We start from the raw sequence: 16870 nt of genomic DNA on the forward strand, positions 1-16870 counted from the left end.
TACGGTTTCCTGAGGCTAGCTTCCCCACGCCCGGGTGTCCCGATTTTTCCAAGGCCGTGGGGCGTGCGGGTCGCTCAGCCCAGCACCTTGCCTTCGCGCCAGTAGCCCATGCTGCTGACGCAGCGCCTGGGCAGCCCGCACTCGTTGACCAGATAGCGGCGGATGCCCAGCGCCACCTTGCTCTCCGCGGCGATCCAGGCGTAGAAGGGGGCGCCGTCGTCGGTCGCTGCCGCTTCCCACAGCAGCTCGTCGTCGGCCGGCTCGTCCTGGCCCTCGGCATGGTCGCTGGTGTCGGCCAGGCGGGCGATCTCGGCGCGCAGGTCGACGTCGCGCACCGCGCGCAGCAGGCGCTCGCCGTGGGCGCAGCCGGGCGCGGCGTCGCGCGGCAGCCAGCGCACCCCGGCGGTGATGGCCAGCGGCCGGGCGTCGTCGCCCAGCGGGACCTCGATCAGCGCGTCCACCTGCGGGCGGTCGGCACGTGCGGCCAGCGTCTCCAGGATGCCGACCGTCGCCGGCAGGGCGGTCTCGTCGGCCACCACCAGGAGGCGCTTCACCCCGCGCGGCGGCTTCCACTCGTAGCCCACGCCGAGGCTTTCCGCCTCGGCGACGGGGGCGGTCATGGCCAGGCGGTCGCCCGGCCGGGCGCGCATCGCCCAGCGCGAGGCGGGGCCCTCGTCGCCGTGCAGCACGAACTCGACGTCGACTTCGCCACGCTCGGCGCGCAGCTCACGAATGGTGTAGGTGCGCATCGGCGGGCGCAGGGACTCCGGCAGGCCGCGATAGGCGGCGTACCAGTCGTCGGGCTCGGTCGCGACGCAGTCGAACAGGGCCTCGAGGCTGCCCGGTTCGGCGGGAAAGAACAGCTTGATGCGCTGGTCGGGGGCATGGGTGGCCATGCGCACCACGTCGGCGCCGGTGAAGGTGAGCCGGACCAGCGAGGGCGTGAGCCGGGTGCGGCGCGCGAGGGTGATGTCGAAGACCTGGTAGCTCTGCTTGGCCATGAGGAGACGACTCCGCGGGTGATGGCGGCAGGCTAACACCGATGATAATAATTCTCAATGCTGTCGAGCGCTGGCTCAACCGCCGGCCTGCTCCTCGCGGTAGGCGGCGATCACCTCGCGCGCGACCCGCATGCCGTCCATGGCCGCCGGAAAGCCGCAGTAGGGCACGCACTGCAGCAGCACTTCGCGGATCTCCTCCTCGCTGCAGCCGTTGTTGAGCGCGCCGCGCAGGTGCACCTTGAGCTCGTGGGGACGGTTGAGCGCCACCAGCATGCCGATGTTGACCAGGCTGCGGGTGGGGCGTGCCAGCCCCGGCCGGTTCCAGATGTCGTTCCAGCAGTTGCGCGTCACCAGCTCCTGCAGCGGCCAGCCGAACTCGTCGGCCTGGGCCAGGGCATTGTCGACGTAGGCGTCGCCGAGCACCTCGCGGCGCGTGGCGAGACCATCGGGGTCGAGGCGGTCGTGGGACGACGTCATGGCACTCTCCTCTCACTCGGCCAGGTTATTCACCGGCCGGCCGGCGTCGAAGGCCAGCAGGTTGTCGAAGGCATCGCCGAAGTAGCGCTCGTAGCTGTCCTGCTCCACGTAGCCCAGGTGGGGCGTGGCGAGCACGTTGGGCAGCGCGAGCAGTGGGTGATCGGTCACCGGCTCCTGCTCGAAGACGTCCACCGCGGCCCGGCCCGGGCGGCCTTCGCGCAGCGCGGCCACCAGCGCGCCCGGCTCGATCAGCGGCGCCCGGCTGGTGTTGACCAGGAGGGCGCCGGGCTTCATGCGCGCCAGGTCGGCGGCGCTGACGATGCCCTGGGTGTCGGCGTTCAGGCGCAGGTGCAGGCTCAGAACGTCGCTGCGTTCGAACAGTTCGGCCTGGCTTGCCGCCACGTCGAGGCCGGCCTCGGCGGCACGCGCACGGGTACCCTCGCGGCCCCACACCAGCACGTTCATCTCGAAGGCCTGGCCGTAGCGGGCGACCAGCCGACCGATCTTGCCGTAGCCGAAGACCCCCAGGGTGCGGCCCTTGAGCCCGGTGCCCAGGGTACGCTGCCAGCGGCCGGCCTTGAGGTTCGCAAACTCCTCGGGAATGTGGCGCATGGCCGCCAGCACCAGGCCCCAGGTAAGCTCCGCGGCGGCATGGGGCGAACCGGTGCCGGCCATGACCGTGACCCCGTGGCGCTTGCAGGCGGCCAGGTCGACGTGGGCCGCGCCGCCGCCGGTCTGGCTGATCGCCTTCAGCCTGGGCAGCCGGGCCAGCAGGGAGTCCCCGATCGGCGTGCGCTCGCGGATCAGCACCAGGGCCTCGGCGTCGCGGAAGCGCTCCACCAGGGCGTCCTCGTCGGCCACGGTATCGTGGTAGACGCTGACGTCGTGGCCCCGCAGCCTGGCGAAGGCGTCGAGGTGGCGCACGCAGTCCTGGTAGTCGTCGGGAATCACGATCTTCATGGGCGTTCTCTCAGCGATAGGTGTCCTGGTAGCGCTTGCGCAGCTCGTTCTTCTGCACCTTGCCCATGGTGTTGCGCGGCAGGGAATCGGCGAAGAAGACCCGCTTGGGCTGCTTGTACTTTGCCAGCCGCCCCTCCAGGTGGTCGAGCACTTGCTGCTCCTCCAGCGCGGCGCCCGGCTGGCGGACCACCACGGCGGTCACGCCCTCGCCGAAGTCGGGGTGGGGCAGTCCGATCACCGCCGATTCCATCACGCCCTCCAGCTCGTCGATCACCTGCTCGACCTCCTTGGGATAGACGTTGTAGCCCCCCGAGATCACCAGGTCCTTGTCGCGGCCGACGATGTGCACGTAGCCCTGCTCGTCGGTCATGGCCAGGTCGCCGGTGACGAAGAAGCCGTCGTCGAGCAGCTCCTCGCGGGTCTTCTCGGGCATGCGCCAGTAGCCGATGAAGACGTTGGGGCCGCGGATCTCGAGCATGCCGATCTCGCCCGGGGGCAGCGGCGCGTGGGTCTCGCGGTCGGTGATGCGGTACTCCACCCCCGGCAGCGGCTTGCCCACGGTGCCGGCGCGGCGCTCGCCGTCGTAGGGGTTGGAGAGGTTCATGTTGGTTTCGGTCATGCCGTAGCGCTCGAGGATGGCGTGGCCGGTCTTCTGGGCGAAGGCCTGGTGGGTCTCGGCGGTGAGCGGGGCGGAGCCGGAGACGAACAGGCGCATGTTGGCGGTGGCCTCGGGGGTGAGGCGCGCGTCCTGGACCAGGCGGGTGTAGAAGGTCGGCACGCCCATCAGCACCGTGCCGCGGGGCATCTCCTCGAAGATCACGTCGGCATCGAACTTGGGCAGGAACAGCATGCTCGAGCCGGCCATCAGGGTGACGTTGCAGCCGACGAAGAGGCCGTGAGTGTGGAAGATGGGCAGCGCGTGGATCAGCCGATCCTCGGCGCTGAAGCGCCACGCCTGCTTGAGGGTCGCGGCGTTGGAGCCCAGGTTGCGGTGCGTCAGCATGGCGCCCTTGGAGCGTCCGGTGGTGCCCGAGGTGTAGAGGATGGCGGCCAGGTCGTCGTGCGCCCGCGGCTCGATGCCGGTGAACGGCTCGGCGCGCTCGGCCCTGGCCATCAGGCTGCCGTCGGCATCGACGCCGAGGGTCTCCACCGCCGGGCAGCCGCTCTCGCCGGCGACCTTGCGGGCCTCCTCCAGGGCCGCGGGGCGGCACACGAACAGCGCCGGTTCGGCGTCGCCGAGGAAGTAGCGGATCTCGTCGGCGGTATAGCCGGTATTGAGCGGCAGGTAGACGCCGCCCATGCGCAGGCAGGCCAGGTAGAGCAGAATCGCCTCGGGGCTCTTGTCGACCTGCACCGCGACCCGGTCGCCGGGGGACACGCCCAGCGCGACCAGGGCGCCGGCCAGGCGGGCGCTCACCTCGAGGGCATCGCGATAGGCGTAGCGACGGCCGTCGCGGGTGGTGATGAAGTCGGCAGTGCCGCGATCGCGCATGCGGGCGGCGAAGGTTTCGAAGAGGTTGTGACTCATTTGGCAGGCTCTCCCTTGGCCATCTTGCGGGCGCGGCGGTTGAGGTCGCGGACCTCGCTGGAACAGACCACGGTGGCGTTGGCGGTGTAGTTCTCGTGGTTGCGCTCGATGTCGTCGAGCACGTAGAGGTAGTTGACCATCAGCCCGGCGGCTTGTTTCAGGCCCTTGGGCGAGGTGTCGCCGAGCCAGTTGATGCGATGCAGTTGCGCGCCGTTGCCGAGATGGAAGCGCGCCACCGCGTTGAGCGGCAGGCCGTGGGCGTTCTTCTCCTCGACCAGGTAGCGGGCGGCGAGCGGCTTGACCACCGCCTTGAGGCGTTCGCTGCGGGCCGGGTCGAGATGCCACTCATCGGCGTCGAGCTCTTGCAGCACCTGGCTCAGCTCGTCGGGCAGGGCGTCGTCGTCGCGCCGTTCGGCGAGCCAGTGGGCGAAGCCCGGCACCGGCGAGAGCGTGACGAAGTGCTTGAGCTGGGGCAGTTCCAGCTTGAGCTCCTGCACCACCTGCTTGATCAGGAAGTTGCCGAAGGAGATCCCGCGCAGGCCGGTCTGGCAGTTGCTGATGCCAAAGAAGGCGGCGCTGTCGGCGGCCTCGGGGTCGTCGACTTCGCGTCCGGCGCCCTCTCCCGTGAGGATGGGCTGGATGCGCTCGGGCAGGCCCTTGCACAGCGCCACCTCGACGAAGATCAGCGGCTCGTCGCCGATGGCCGGATGGAAGAAGGCGAAACAGCGGCGGTCGCGGGCGTCGAGGCGTCGGCGCAGGTCGTCCCAGTCGCGGATCTCGTGGACCGCCTCGTAGCGGATGATCTTCTCCAGGATCGAGGCGGGGGTATTCCAGTCGATGCGCTTGAGCATCAGGAAGCCGCGGTTGAACCAGGAGCCGAACAGGTGGGCGAAGTCGGCATCGATGGCGCCGAGGTCGGGGCGCTCGCGGATGCGCTCGAGCAGCCCTTCACGCATGCGTACCAGCTCGAAGGTTCCGTTGCTGGCCAGGTTGAGGCGGCGGAACAGCTCCTGGCGGCGCGGCTCGCAGGCGTCGAACAGGGCGTGCAGGCTGGGGTTGTCGCGCTGGTCGCGATAGGCGGCGTAGGTCTCGTCGATGCGCGCCGGGTCGGCGGCGAAGTCGCGGGCCAGCCCCTCGAAGAAGCGCGTGCGCTGGTCTTCCGTCAGCCGGTTGTACATCGAGAGGGCGCGACTCGCCAGGCTGATGCTCGAGGCCTCGCCGTCGCTCTCCAGCAGCGCCCGGCAGGCGTCGAGCACCTGGGCGTGGTCGGGCGCGGTGAGCTCGCCCTGCCGCCGCCACAGGCGGGCATCGCGCTGGGTGATGCTGTTGAACAGCTCCTGCAGGAAGGTCATGTTCATGATGTCACTCTCGCTCAGCCCATGATCAGGTTGGGCAGCCACAGGGCGATGCCCGGGAAGAAGCACAGCAGCAGGATCCCGAGCACCATGCACAGGGCGTAGGGCAGGCTGCCCATCAACACGTTACGCAGCGAGATGTCCGGTGCGATGCTGTTGATGATGAAGAGATTCAGTCCTACCGGCGGAGTGATCAGCCCGATTTCCAAGTTGATGGTCAGGATCACCGCGAACCAGTAGGGGTCGAAGTTTGCGGCCAGGATGACCGGCAGCAGGATCGGCGCGGTCATCACGATCACCGCCACCGGCGGCAGGAAGAAGCCGGCCACCAGCAGGAACAGGTTGATCACGCCCATCAGTACCCAGCGATTGACCTCGAGGTCCGCGATGGCGCCGGCCACGGTCTGGGTGATGAACAGTGACGACAGTGCGTAGGCGAACACCTCGGCGGCGGCGATGATCAGCATGATCATCACGCTTTCGCGCAGCGCGTCGCGCATGATCAGCTTGATCGGCCCCACCTGCCACATGCGGTAGATGATGATGGCCAGTGCCAGGCACAGGAAGGCGCCCACCCCGGCGGCCTCCGAGGGCGTGGCCACGCCGCCGTAGAGCGCGAACAGGATGCCGCCGACCACGGCCAGGAAGGGCAGCACGCGCACCAGCGCCTTGAGGTTGGCGTCGACGTTCTGGCGTATCGTCCGCTTGAGGGCCTCGGCGTTGATCGCCATGGGGTTCTGGTAGCCGCCGGCCAGCTTGCAGGCGATCAGGGTCCAGATCATGAACAGCCCGGCGAGCATGAAGCCCGGCACCACGCCGGCGATGAACAGGCGTCCGATCGAGGTCTCGGTGGAGATGCCGTAGATGATCATGGTCACCGAGGGCGGGATCAGGATGCCCAGGGTGCCGCCCGCGGCGATGCAGCCCGCGGCCACGCCATCGGGATAGCCGCGGCTGCGCATCTCGGGGATGCCCATCTTGCCGATGGCCGCGCAGGTCGCCGGCGAGGAGCCGGAGAGGGCGGAGAAGAGAGTGCAGGCGCCGATGTTGGAGATCGCCAGCCCGCCGGGCAGCTTGCCGAGCCAGAGGTCCAGCGAGCGGTAGAGGTCGCGTCCGGTGGGCGACGAGGCCACGGCTGCCCCCATCAGGATGAACATGGGGATGGCGATGAAGCCGAACTCGGCGATGCGATCATAGAAGGTCTCGCCGAAGTAGGTCAGTTCCGCGACGCCGCGGCTGGCGACCAGGGCGATCAGCGATATGCCACCGAGGGCGAAGGCGATCGGGGTGCCGATGGCCATCAGCGCGATCAGGCCGATGGCGACGAGGATGCCGGCGATAACGGGATCCATGCTTCAGCCCTCCCTGCGCAGGATTTCGGCGACGTACTGCAGCGTCAGCTGGGTGGCGCCCACGGCCATGGGCAGCACGGCTGGCCACAGCGGGGGATTCCAGACGGTGCCGGTGGTCCAGCCGCCGTGCCAGGCCTCGAACACGTAGATCCAGGCGGCGTAGGCCAGGCAGGCGCAGAACGCCAGACCCACCAGCGAAGCCATCAGGTTCATGATTCGCTTGGGCATGCCGCCGAGCTTGTCGGGCAACACGGTCACGGCGACATGGCCGCCGGTCAGCAGCACGTAGGGGCTGCCCAGCAGCATGGCGGCGGTCACCGAGAAGATGGTGAACTCGGTCTGCCAGCTGGTGCTGACGCCGACCACGTAGCGCATGAAGACCATCTGGCAGATCACAAAGGTACCGGCAACGAACAGCGCCGCGGCGAGGTAGGCCATCCACCGCGAGATGCGGTCCATCAGGTGGATGAAGCCGCTCAGAGGTCCGCCACGGTCGACGACCGCGGATGGATTCGGTTGGGACATGGGGCTCTCCGGGAAGGGAGTGGCCGCCCGAGGGCGGCCGGTCGTCAAGGGATGAGTCGGTTCATTCCACCGCGAGGGCGGCGTCGATGATCGCCTGGCCGTTCTCTACCTTCTCGGCGAAGTTCTTGTAGGAAGTTTCCTTGGCGATCTCGAGCCAGGCCTGGTAATCCTCCTCGCTCATACTGACCACCTCGACACCCTCTTCCTCGAAGACCTCGACCATCTTGTCATCCAGCCCGGCGGCCTCGCCGGCGAAGAACTCTTCCGCGGCCTGGCCGGCTTCGGTCAAGGCCTGCTGCTGTTCCTCGTTGAGCTTGTCCCAACTCTGATTGGAGATCAGGATCGGCTCGTACATGAACCACAGGGCGTAGTCGCCGGGCTCGGTCAGACACTCGACCTGCTCGAAGAGGCGGAAGGAGACGAAGGACATGGAGGAGGTATTGGCCGCGTCCAGCACGCCGGTCTGCATGCCGGTATAGATCTCCGAAGAGGGCATGGAGGCGATGGAGGCGCCGGCGGCCTCGAGCATCTCCTCGAAGGCGGGACCGGCGGCGCGGATGTTCTGGCCCTCCACGGTGTCTGGCGAAGTGATGCACTGTTCGCTGGAGGCGAAACCGCCGGCCAGCCAGGCATCGGCCAGCACTCGGGCACCGCCCTCGTTGATGACCTCCTTGATCATTTCCATGTACTCGGAGTCATTCAGGCGCTGGGCGTGATCGTGGTTGCGCACCAGACCCGGCATCAGGGTGGCGGAGAACTCCGGGTGGCGCCCGCTGGCATAATCGAGCGGCAGAGCAGTGATGTCGAGGCGGCCACGAACCAGGGCGCCCCACTGTTCATCGGCCTTGAACAGCGACTGGCCGGGGTGGACCTCGATCTCCAGGCCGACATCAGCCTCGGCGACCTTCTCGGCGAGCATCTGCACCATCTCGTCGCGCACGTCCCCCTTGCCGCCGGGAAACTGATGCGAGGCGCGCAGCACGGTGTTGGCGGAAGCGGCGCTGCTGAAGGCAATGGCCAAGCCGAGGGTGGCGGCGAGGGTGGGTAGGGTGTTGTGGCGTAGCATTTGGCGTCTCCACAGGGTTGTTCTTATGTAGGAGTTAGGACTTTGTGATGTTTATCAGCTCGGCTGATGTATACTTCAATAGCGCTTGCGTATACCCATGTCAAATCCGTTACAGTAAAAATGCCGCTAGGAACGTCCGTTCACGAGACGCCGTGAAGGCAGGAGTGTGACCATGACCAGCCCCAAGCGCTCCAGTGCGCAGCGCCTGCGCGATTCGCTGGAGAACGCCATCATCGACGGCCGCCTGACCCCCGGCGAGCGGCTCGACCCCGAGGCGCTGGGCCGCGAGTTCAACGTCTCGCGCACCCCGGTACGCGAGGCGATCCAGCAGCTCGTCGCCAGCGGGCTGGTCACGGTCACGCCGAAGAAGGGCACCTTCGTGGCGCGGGTGGGCATCGACCAGCTGATCGAGATGTTCGAGGTCATGGCCGAGCTCGAGGGCATGTGCGGGCGCCTGGCGGCGCGGCGCATCAACGACGCCGAGCTCGCCGAGCTGCGCGGGGCGCTGGAGCGCTGCGAGGCCGCCGCCCTGGCCGGCGATACCGACGAGTACTATTACGAGAACGAGGCCTTCCACGACTGCATCTATCGCGCCAGCCACAACGCCTTCCTGCTCGGTGAGGCGCGCCAGCTCAAGCAGCGCCTCAAGCCCTACCGGCGCCTGCAGCTGCAGGTGCGCCAACGCATGCACAGCTCGCTGCGCGAGCATCGCGCCGTGGTGGCGGCCATCGAGGCCGGCGATCCGGCGGCGGCGGAGTACGCCCTGCGCGATCACGTGCTGATCCAGGGCGAGCGCTTCAGCGACTTCGTCGCCAGCATCCGCGAGTTCGAGAAGCCCGTCAGCGCCACCGGCTAGGCTGTGACGGCGGCAGGGGCGGGCGGTCGCCGCGCTCGATTTTCGCCCTTCGCCCGCCTACAGTGACGGGCAGGAACGCCAGTGGAGTCGCCATGTTTCCCCCCTTCACCCTTCGCTATGCCCGCCTGCCGGAGCGCTTCTACGAGCGCTTCGAGCCGGTACCCGTGCGCGAGCCGCGCCTGGTTGCCTTCAACCGGCCGCTGGCCGAGTCGCTCGGCTTCGATCTCTCCGCCTTCGACCCCGAGGAGGCGGCGGTGTGGTTCTCGGGCAACGTGGTGCCGCGAGGCGCCGAGCCGCTGGCCCAGGCCTATGCCGGGCACCAGTTCGGCGGCTTCGTGCCGCGCCTGGGCGACGGCCGTGCCGTGCTGCTCGGCGAGGTGACCGACCGCGACGGCCGGCTGCGCGACATCCAGCTCAAGGGCGCCGGGCGCACCCCCTTCTCGCGGGGCGGCGACGGGCGCTCGCCGCTGGGCCCGGTGCTGCGCGAGTACCTGGTCAGCGAGGCGATGCACGCCATGGGCATTCCCTCCACCCGGGCGCTCGCCGCGGTGACCACCGGCGAGCACGTGGTGCGCGGCGTCCCCGAACCGGGGGCCATCCTCACCCGTGTCGCCGCCAGCCACATCCGCGTCGGTACCTTCCAGTACTTTGCCGCCCGCGGCGACCTCGAGGGCGTGCGCGAGCTGGCCGACCACGTCATCGGCCGCCACTATCCCGAACTCGAGTCGCGCCAGGGCGGCGAGCGCTTCCTGGCCCTGCTGGAAGCGGTGCAGGCGCGCCAGGCGGCACTGGTCGCCAAGTGGATGGGGGTGGGCTTCATCCACGGCGTGATGAATACCGACAACACCTCGATCTGCGGCGAGACCATCGATTTCGGGCCCTGCGCCTTCATGGAGCAGTACGACCCCCAGATGGTGTTCAGTTCCATCGACGAGGGCGGGCGATACGCCTACGCCAACCAGCCGTGGATCGCCCAGTGGAACCTGGCGCGCCTGGCCGAGGCCCTGCTGCCGCTGATCGACGACGACACCGACCGGGCGGTGGAGCTTGCCACCGAGCTGCTGCAGCGCTACGCCGAGCAGCACGAGGCCGAATGGCTCGCGGTGATGCGCGCCAAGCTCGGCATGCAGCAGCCGAAGCCGGAGGACAAGACGCTGGTCGAAGCGCTGCTGGCGTCGATGCATCGCGGCCGCGCCGACTTCACCCTGACCTTCCGCCGCCTGGCGGATGCCGCCGAGAGCGCCGAGGCGGACGCCTCGCTGGTGGCCCTGTTCGAGCGCCCCGAGGAGATCGCCGGCTGGCTCGAGGAGTGGCGCCAGCGGCTCGCTCATGAAACGGGTTCGGAAAGCGAACTCGCCAACCGGATGCGCCTGGCCAACCCGGCCTTCATCCCGCGCAACCACCGCGTGCAGCAGGCGCTGACCGCGGCCATGGACGAGAACGACTTCGGCCCCTTCGAGACCCTGCTCGAGGTCGTCACCCGGCCCTACGACGACCAGCCCGGCCGCGAGGAGTACGCCCGGCCGGCCGAGCCCACCGAGCGGGTGTTCCGCACCTTTTGCGGGACCTGAAACCGGGGCACGCCCCGGGCCGAGCACGCGCCCCTCGTATACTGTGGGTAGGCACGAAGAGCAGGAGGGCGGCCATGACCAGGCACGACGAAGCGCCGCGCGGCGGGGCGCTGGATCTCTCGCAGGAGGGCGTCCACTGGGACCCGCCGATGAGCTACGGCGAGTACCTGCAGCTGGGGTCGCTGCTGTCGGCCCAGCAGCCCGGCACCGACGAGCATGACGAGATGCTGTTCATCGTCATTCATCAGGTGTCGGAGCTGTGGCTCAAGCAGTGCCTGCACGAGGCCCACGCCGCGGCGGCCAGCATCGCCGCCGATCGGCTGCGCCCGGCGTTCAAGATGCTGACACGGGTGGCGCGGATCCAGGCCCAGATGATCAATGCCTGGGAGGTGCTGGTGACCATGACCCCGGCGGATTATGCGCGCTTTCGCGACAGCCTCGGCCAGAGTTCGGGCTTCCAGTCCTTCCAGTACCGCGAGCTGGAGTTCCTGCTCGGCAACAAGAACGCGGCGATGGTCGAGGTGCACCGCCGCCACCCGACCCACTATCAGCGGCTCAGCGAGGTGCTGCACGCGCCGAGCCTCTACGACGTCAGCCTTCAACTGCTGGCCAGGCGCGGCTTCGAACTTCCCGAGTCGGTGGTGGCGCGGGACTGGGCGCAGCCCTATCGGCCCTGCGCCGCGGTGGAGCAGGCCTGGGCGGCGATCTATCGCGACGTCGAACACCATTGGGAACTCTACGAACTGGCCGAGAAGCTGGTCGACACCGAGTACCATTTCCAGCAGTGGCGCTTCAGTCATCTCAAGACGGTGGAGCGCATCATCGGCCAGAAGGCCGGCACTGGCGGTACCGGCGGCGCCTCCTTCCTGGTCAAGGCGCTGGACCTGCAGTTCTTTCCCGAGCTGTGGTCGGTACGTACCACACTCGAGGAGGGCGCCAAGTGAGGCGACGCCACGATCTCTCACTTCCGCTGTGCCAGCGCAAGCCACGTCGCGCGGCCCGAGTGCCCGACCCCGCTACCGCCGGAGCGTGCCATGCCCTCGACTCTCGATGATGTTCGTGAGCTGGATCGCCAGGACCCGCTGGCCCCTACAAGAGCCGCTTCGCCCTGCCCGAGGGAACGATCTATCTCGATGGCAACTCCCTGGGCGCCCAGCCGGTGGCTGCCGCCGAGGCCGTCGAAGCGCTGATGGCGCAGTGGCGCGACTCGTTGATCCAGGGCTGGAACCAGGGCTGGTTCGACGCGCCCGAGCGGCTAGGCGACCGGCTGGCGCTGCTGCTGGGCGCCGCGCCGGGGGAGGTGCTGGTGAGCGACACCATTACCCACAACCTCTACAAGCTGCTGGGCTACATCACCGAGGGACAGGGGATCACCGAGGGGCAAGGCCGGGCGCGGCCGGTGATCCTCAGTGAAGGGGGCAACTTTCCCACCGACGGCTACATCGCCCAGGGCTTCTGTCGCTTCGGCGGCTTCGAGCACCGGGTCGTGCCGGAAGGCGAGGCGCTGGAGGCCTGTCTCGACGAGCGGGTGGCGGCGGTGGTGCTCAGCCACGTGCACTATCGCACCGGGCGCCTGCGCGACATGGCGGCAATCACGCACCAGGTACATGCCAGCGGCGCCGAGGTCGTCTGGGACCTGGCCCACTCGGCAGGCGCGCTGCCTGTCGACCTAGCCGCCTGCGGCGTGCGCTACGCGGTGGGCTGTACCTACAAGTACCTCAACGGCGGCCCCGGCGCGCCGGCCTTTCTCTACGTGCGGCGCGACTGTCAGAACCAGGGCTGGCAGCCGCTCTCGGGCTGGCTGGGGCACGCGGCGCCGTTTGCCTTCGAGGCCGACTACGCGCCGGCGCCCGGCATCTCGCAATTCCGTACCGGCACCCACTCGCCCCTCGCCTTCGCGGCGCTGGAAGCGTCGCTGACGCTGTGGCAGGGGGTGGATCTCGCGGCGCTGCGCCACAAGAGCCAGCGCCTGATCGCGCTGTTCCGCGAGTCGCTGGCCGACTGCCTGGGGCAGCACGGCCTCAGCGACATCACGCCGGACGAGGCGCAGCGCGGCAGCCAGGTAGGACTGATGGCGCCAGCGCACGGCCATGCCATCGTCCAGGCGCTGATCGCGCGCGGCGTGATCGGCGACTACCGCGAGCCGGGGCTGATGCGCTTCGGCTTCGCGCCGCTCTACCTGAGCCACGAGGACGTGTGGCAGGCGGCGCGGCAGCTGCGTGAGGTGCTGAGCGCAGGCGAGCATCTGGCGCCGCGCTTTCAGCAGCGCGGGGCGGTGACCTGAAGGGCTGCCCAGGCCAACGACTGATTCCGTAGGCTTTCATGCACAGTGGCTGCTCTTGGGGGTACACTGGTCGTATCTGACGCTTCGAGGCCGTGACATGCCTTCCACGCATCGTCGTGATGACATTGAGCTTCACCAGTTGATCCTTCGGGCGCTTGCGCCGTTCGAAGAGATCGAGCAGGTCGTGCTATTCGGCTCGCTCGCCAAGGGGCGCGCCAGGCCCGACAGCGACCTCGACCTCGCAGTGGAGGCTCGCCGCCCGCTGACCAGCGACAAGAAGATAGTCTTGATCGAGGCGCTGGCCCTGGCGTGCTCCCGCCCTGTGGATCTGGTTGATCTAAAGACGGCCGGCCAGCCGTTGCTGACACAGATCGTCACCTCGGGAGTTCGCTTGAAAGGCAGTGATTCGGCCTGGGCTCGGCTGGTCTACCGCAACATCATCGACAACGAGGATTTCGTTCCATTGCAGCAGCGGATCCTCAAGGCGAGGCAGGCGGCATGGATCAACTCCTGATCAATCAATAACTGGAGTCGTTGCGCCGCTGCATCATGCGACTCGAAAGCCGCTGCCCGAGCAGCGTCGAGGCCCTGGAAGCAGATGTCGATGCTCAGGACATCTTGGCGCTCAATCTCACCCGTGCCGTTCAGCTCTGCGTTGACATCGCTTCGCACTGGATCGCAGAGCACCACGAGCTGACGTCACCCCCATCACCATGGGTCAAAGCTTCGAGGTACTCGCAGAGCGTGGGCTGATCAGCCAGGAGCTTGCCGACAACTTGAGAAAATCGGTCGGCTTTCGCAATATCGTGGTCCTCAATTACGAATCGGTTAACTGGCAGGTGGTGTTCGCCATTTGCCGCGACCATCTCGAACAGTTCAGGCAGTTTGCCCGCGTGTTCATGGACCCATCACTCCGCTGAAGCTTGCTCCTTTCAACCGAGACAACCGAGTGTTGCTCAGTTCACATCTGTGTGCCCTTGTTTCTCGCTAGTTGATCATCCCGGGCAGCCAGGTGGCGATCCCGGGGAAGACAATCAGGATAGCCACCAGTAGCATCGAGCAGAGGATGTACGGGATGGCCGCGGCATAGATCTCACGCATGCTGGTCCCTTTGGGCGCGACGCCTTTCATCACGAATAGCAGCAGCCCCAGCGGTGGGGTTGAGAAGCTGATCTCCAGCGCCAGCAGCATGATGATGCCGAACCAGATCGGGTCGAAGCCCAGCACCTGGGCCAGCGGGAAGAAGAACGGCACCGTCAGCATCATGATCGAGATCTGCTCCATGAAGGTACCGAGCACCAGCAGCACGGCGAACATGGCGAGCAGCATCAGGATCGGCGCCAGATCGAAGCTGGTGGCCCACTGGATCAGCCCGCTGGAAGCGCCCGAGAAGGCCAGCAGCTGGCTGAAGGTGGCGGAGCCGAAGACGATCAGGTAGGCCATCAGCGTGACCTTCAGTGCACCGATGACGGAGAGCTTGAACGCCTCCCAGGTCATGCAGCGATAGATCACCGCCAGCACGATGGCCCCCAGGGCGCCGAATGCCGCCGCCTCTGAGGGCGTGGCGAAGCCCATCAGCATCAGCGCCACGATGAAGACCATCACGCTGATCATCGGCAGGATGTCGGAGCCGATCAGTTTCAGCTTCTGGGCGAACGGCACCGGCTCGAGTTCATAGTTGGGTGCCGCTTGGGGATCGATGCGTGTCTGGATCCAGATGGTGGCCAAGTAGAGGCCGGCCAGCACCAGGCCCGGCAGGATGCCGGCGATCAGCAGGGCGCCGATGTCGACCTTGGCCAGCGTGGCCAGCAACACCGCCAGCGCCGATGGCGGAATGATGATGGCCAGGCCCCCGGTACCCAGGATCGGGCCGATGGCCATGTGCTTCTTGTAGCCGCGTCGCTCCATCTCCGGTACCAGCAGCGAGCCCATCAGCGCGGTGGAACCCATCGACGAGCCGCTCAGGGTGGAGAAACCGGTGCCCCCGACGACGGTCACGTAGGAGAGCCGCCCGGGAACCTTGCCCATCAATTGATCGATGGCATTGAACATGCGCATGCCCAGGCCGGTGCGGAAGAACAGCTCACCCATCAGTAGGAACAGCGGTATCGGCACCAGGTTGAAACTGGAGAGTGCGCCGAAGCCGTTGTTCAAGAGCTGGATGAGACCGTTCTGACCGCCCATGAAGTGCCAGGCGCCGATGACGTTGGCCGCCAGGAAGGCGAGGGCAATGGGCGTGCCAATGGCCATGAAGCCGAGAATGAGGGCCAGCAGAAAGGCCAGGGCCAGATACCATTCCATTATTCCTTGATCCCCGCTTCGCCGCTGTGAAGGATGTCCCGCCCGACCACGAAGCGGGCGAATTCGATGGCCATCATGGTGAAGCACACCGGGTAGGCGATGGTAAGGATCCACTTCGGCACGAAGAAGGCGCGCACGTCATAGTCGTTGCGTGCAAAATTCATCGACACCAGGTCATAGCCCTTCCACGCCAGCACTGCGCATACCGCCACGCAGAGCAGTGCCACCAGGCGGCTCAGCACCTGAAGTGCCGCAGGGGGCAGGATCGAGGTGAGCAGCTCGATGTGCACGTGCCCCTTGTGCCTGACCAGCCAGGGTGCCCCCAGCAGTGTCAGGTAGAACATGGCGTACTCGGTGGAGAGAAAGAACCACGCCGAGGGCTGCAGGCCCAGGTTGCGGATCAATACGGAAAGCACGATGGCCACCATCAACCACACCAGCATGATGGCGGCCAGCAGGGCCATGCCGTTGAGCAACAGCCGATAAGCACGACTCGCGTAATGCATAGGAATACCCGAAGGCGAAGGAGTGTCGGAGCGAACGAAACCATGGGGCCGACTGCATGGTGGCCGGCCCCGCGACGCTTACAGGTCGTTGAACTTTTCGATCAGCTCATCGTAGTGCTCCAGGCCCGTCGGATGACGCTCCATCTGGCTGCGCATGCGCTCCCAGGTGGCTTCGCGGGCGGCTTCGGAATAGCGCTTGCCGGCTTCGCCCTCCAGGCGGAAGACCTCCATGCCGTCGGCCTCCAGTTCGGCCTGCTGCTCTTCCGCCAGCACCTCGAAGCGCTCGGCGCTGGCGCGCTCGTGCTCGATGGCGACTTCCTGGAGGATCTGCTGGGCTTCCTCAGTGAGGCCGTTCCAGCTTTCCTGGTTGACGATCACGCCCATGTCGGTGGAGAAGAAGGCCGGGTCGATGCGGTAGTTGAGGAAGCGGTCCCAGTTCAGGTCCTTCAGGCCGATCTGGGTCCAGCCGGTGGCATTGACGACATTGCGCTCGAGCGCCGAGTAGACATCGGTGGTGGGCAGGCTGATCGGCTCGGCGCCGAGGTAATCCTGGAAGAAGGCGTCATACACCGGGTTGCTGCGCAGGGTCAGCCCGGAAACGCTGAGGTTGCCCTCTTCGTCCAGGCTCGGTTCGTCGATGGTATACAGGTTGTAGCTTACGCCGCTGTCGAACCAGCCCAGGTAGTAGACGCCCATCTTGTCCTGGTGGATCTGGTTGAGCAGGTCGATGCCGCCGTTCTCGCGGGCATGGATGGCATTGGTATTGGAGGCCACCAGGGCGTCGCGCTCGGGCACGGTGCCGGCATAGAAGCTGGCGGCGGTGTAGGCCATGTCGACCACACCGTTGCGCACGGCGTCGGGCTGCTCGGATAGCCCGATCACCTCGGGGCCGCCGCGCACCTCGATCTGCACGACGCCCTCGCCGCGCTCGTTCACCTTGTCGACGAACTCGAGGAAGCTCTCGGTATAGATCAGTGACGGCGGGAAGGCGTGAACGGCGGTAATGCGGTCGACCGCCAGGGCGTGGCCGGAGGCCATCATCGTGGCCAGGCCGAGAGAGACGATGAGAGGCTTGTTCATGATTGTTC

At 67.2% G+C, this 16870-nt stretch carries 17 protein-coding genes; 6 read left to right on the forward strand and 11 right to left on the reverse strand.

From position 1 onward, the window contains the following. Nucleotides 1–74: 74 nt before the first annotated feature. The 8 genes from DIS04_RS09820 to dctP (DIS04_RS09855) all read right to left on the reverse strand — a co-directional run bounded on the left by DIS04_RS09820 (nt 75) and on the right by dctP (DIS04_RS09855) (nt 8264). Nucleotides 75–1001: a siderophore-interacting protein gene (locus DIS04_RS09820; protein WP_111413580.1), complete on the reverse strand. Its 927-nt coding sequence runs from the start codon at nt 999–1001 to the stop codon at nt 75–77. 75 nt (nt 1002–1076) lie between these two features. After that, a complete protein-coding gene (locus tag DIS04_RS09825; RefSeq protein ID WP_111413581.1) occupies nt 1077–1478 on the reverse strand; it encodes a carboxymuconolactone decarboxylase family protein in 402 nt (133 codons plus the stop codon). Between the two features lie 12 nt (nt 1479–1490). Next, nucleotides 1491–2438 (reverse strand): D-2-hydroxyacid dehydrogenase family protein, encoded by a 948-nt coding sequence (locus DIS04_RS09830; RefSeq protein ID WP_111413582.1) that lies wholly within the window; start codon nt 2436–2438, stop codon nt 1491–1493. Nucleotides 2439–2448: 10 nt separating this feature from the next. Continuing rightward, entirely contained in the window at nt 2449–3966 is a 1518-nt protein-coding gene (locus DIS04_RS09835) for a malonate--CoA ligase (RefSeq protein ID WP_111413583.1), read from the reverse strand. Next, nucleotides 3963–5324, reverse strand: a complete 1362-nt coding sequence (locus tag DIS04_RS09840; RefSeq protein ID WP_111413584.1) for a malonyl-CoA decarboxylase — start codon at nt 5322–5324, stop codon at nt 3963–3965. The genes DIS04_RS09835 and DIS04_RS09840 overlap by 4 nt, the downstream gene beginning before the upstream one ends. A 14-nt stretch (nt 5325–5338) precedes the next feature. Further along, nucleotides 5339–6673 carry a TRAP transporter large permease gene (locus tag DIS04_RS09845; protein ID WP_111413585.1) on the reverse strand — a complete coding sequence of 445 codons (1335 nt, stop codon included), beginning with the start codon at nt 6671–6673 and terminating at the stop codon, nt 5339–5341. 3 nt (nt 6674–6676) lie between these two features. Further along, the gene (locus DIS04_RS09850) at nt 6677–7198 is read right to left on the reverse strand and encodes a TRAP transporter small permease subunit (RefSeq protein WP_218938150.1); all 522 of its coding nucleotides are present in this window, start codon (nt 7196–7198) and stop codon (nt 6677–6679) included. A 61-nt stretch (nt 7199–7259) separates the two neighbouring features. Next, nucleotides 7260–8264 (reverse strand): TRAP transporter substrate-binding protein DctP, encoded by a 1005-nt coding sequence (dctP, locus tag DIS04_RS09855; RefSeq protein WP_111413586.1) that lies wholly within the window; start codon nt 8262–8264, stop codon nt 7260–7262. Between the two features lie 172 nt (nt 8265–8436). Here dctP (DIS04_RS09855) and DIS04_RS09860 point away from each other — a divergent pair, with 172 nt between their 5' ends. The 6 genes from DIS04_RS09860 to hepT all read left to right on the forward strand — a co-directional run bounded on the left by DIS04_RS09860 (nt 8437) and on the right by hepT (nt 13895). Continuing rightward, the gene (locus DIS04_RS09860) at nt 8437–9120 is read left to right on the forward strand and encodes a GntR family transcriptional regulator (RefSeq protein ID WP_111413587.1); all 684 of its coding nucleotides are present in this window, start codon (nt 8437–8439) and stop codon (nt 9118–9120) included. Between the two features lie 92 nt (nt 9121–9212). Further along, on the forward strand, nt 9213–10691 hold the full coding sequence (locus tag DIS04_RS09865) for a protein adenylyltransferase SelO (protein WP_111413588.1): 1479 nt from the start codon (nt 9213–9215) through the stop codon (nt 10689–10691). Nucleotides 10692–10765: 74 nt separating this feature from the next. Next, nucleotides 10766–11635, forward strand: a complete 870-nt coding sequence (gene kynA / locus DIS04_RS09870; protein WP_111413589.1) for a tryptophan 2,3-dioxygenase — start codon at nt 10766–10768, stop codon at nt 11633–11635. Between the two features lie 215 nt (nt 11636–11850). After that, nucleotides 11851–12975 (forward strand): kynureninase, encoded by a 1125-nt coding sequence (locus DIS04_RS09875; protein ID WP_245904535.1) that lies wholly within the window; start codon nt 11851–11853, stop codon nt 12973–12975. Between the two features lie 97 nt (nt 12976–13072). After that, nucleotides 13073–13489 (forward strand): type VII toxin-antitoxin system MntA family adenylyltransferase antitoxin, encoded by a 417-nt coding sequence (gene mntA, locus DIS04_RS09880; protein WP_111413591.1) that lies wholly within the window; start codon nt 13073–13075, stop codon nt 13487–13489. Nucleotides 13490–13688: 199 nt separating this feature from the next. Further along, entirely contained in the window at nt 13689–13895 is a 207-nt protein-coding gene (gene hepT, locus DIS04_RS20760) for a type VII toxin-antitoxin system HepT family RNase toxin (protein ID WP_245904536.1), read from the forward strand. A gap of 67 nt (nt 13896–13962) precedes the next feature. Here hepT and DIS04_RS09890 read toward each other — a convergent pair whose 3' ends face one another. From DIS04_RS09890 to dctP (DIS04_RS09900), 3 genes are all read right to left on the reverse strand, one after another. Further along, the gene (locus DIS04_RS09890) at nt 13963–15276 is read right to left on the reverse strand and encodes a TRAP transporter large permease (protein ID WP_111413592.1); all 1314 of its coding nucleotides are present in this window, start codon (nt 15274–15276) and stop codon (nt 13963–13965) included. Further along, nucleotides 15276–15782 (reverse strand): TRAP transporter small permease, encoded by a 507-nt coding sequence (locus tag DIS04_RS09895; protein WP_111413593.1) that lies wholly within the window; start codon nt 15780–15782, stop codon nt 15276–15278. Before DIS04_RS09895 ends, DIS04_RS09890 begins: the two co-directional genes overlap by 1 nt. Before the next feature lie 78 nt (nt 15783–15860). Further along, nucleotides 15861–16862: a TRAP transporter substrate-binding protein DctP gene (dctP, locus tag DIS04_RS09900; protein WP_111413594.1), complete on the reverse strand. Its 1002-nt coding sequence runs from the start codon at nt 16860–16862 to the stop codon at nt 15861–15863. Nucleotides 16863–16870 lie beyond the last annotated feature (8 nt).

It is taken from the genome of Billgrantia lactosivorans (assembly GCF_003254665.1).
Taxonomy (GTDB): domain Bacteria; phylum Pseudomonadota; class Gammaproteobacteria; order Pseudomonadales; family Halomonadaceae; genus Halomonas; species Halomonas lactosivorans.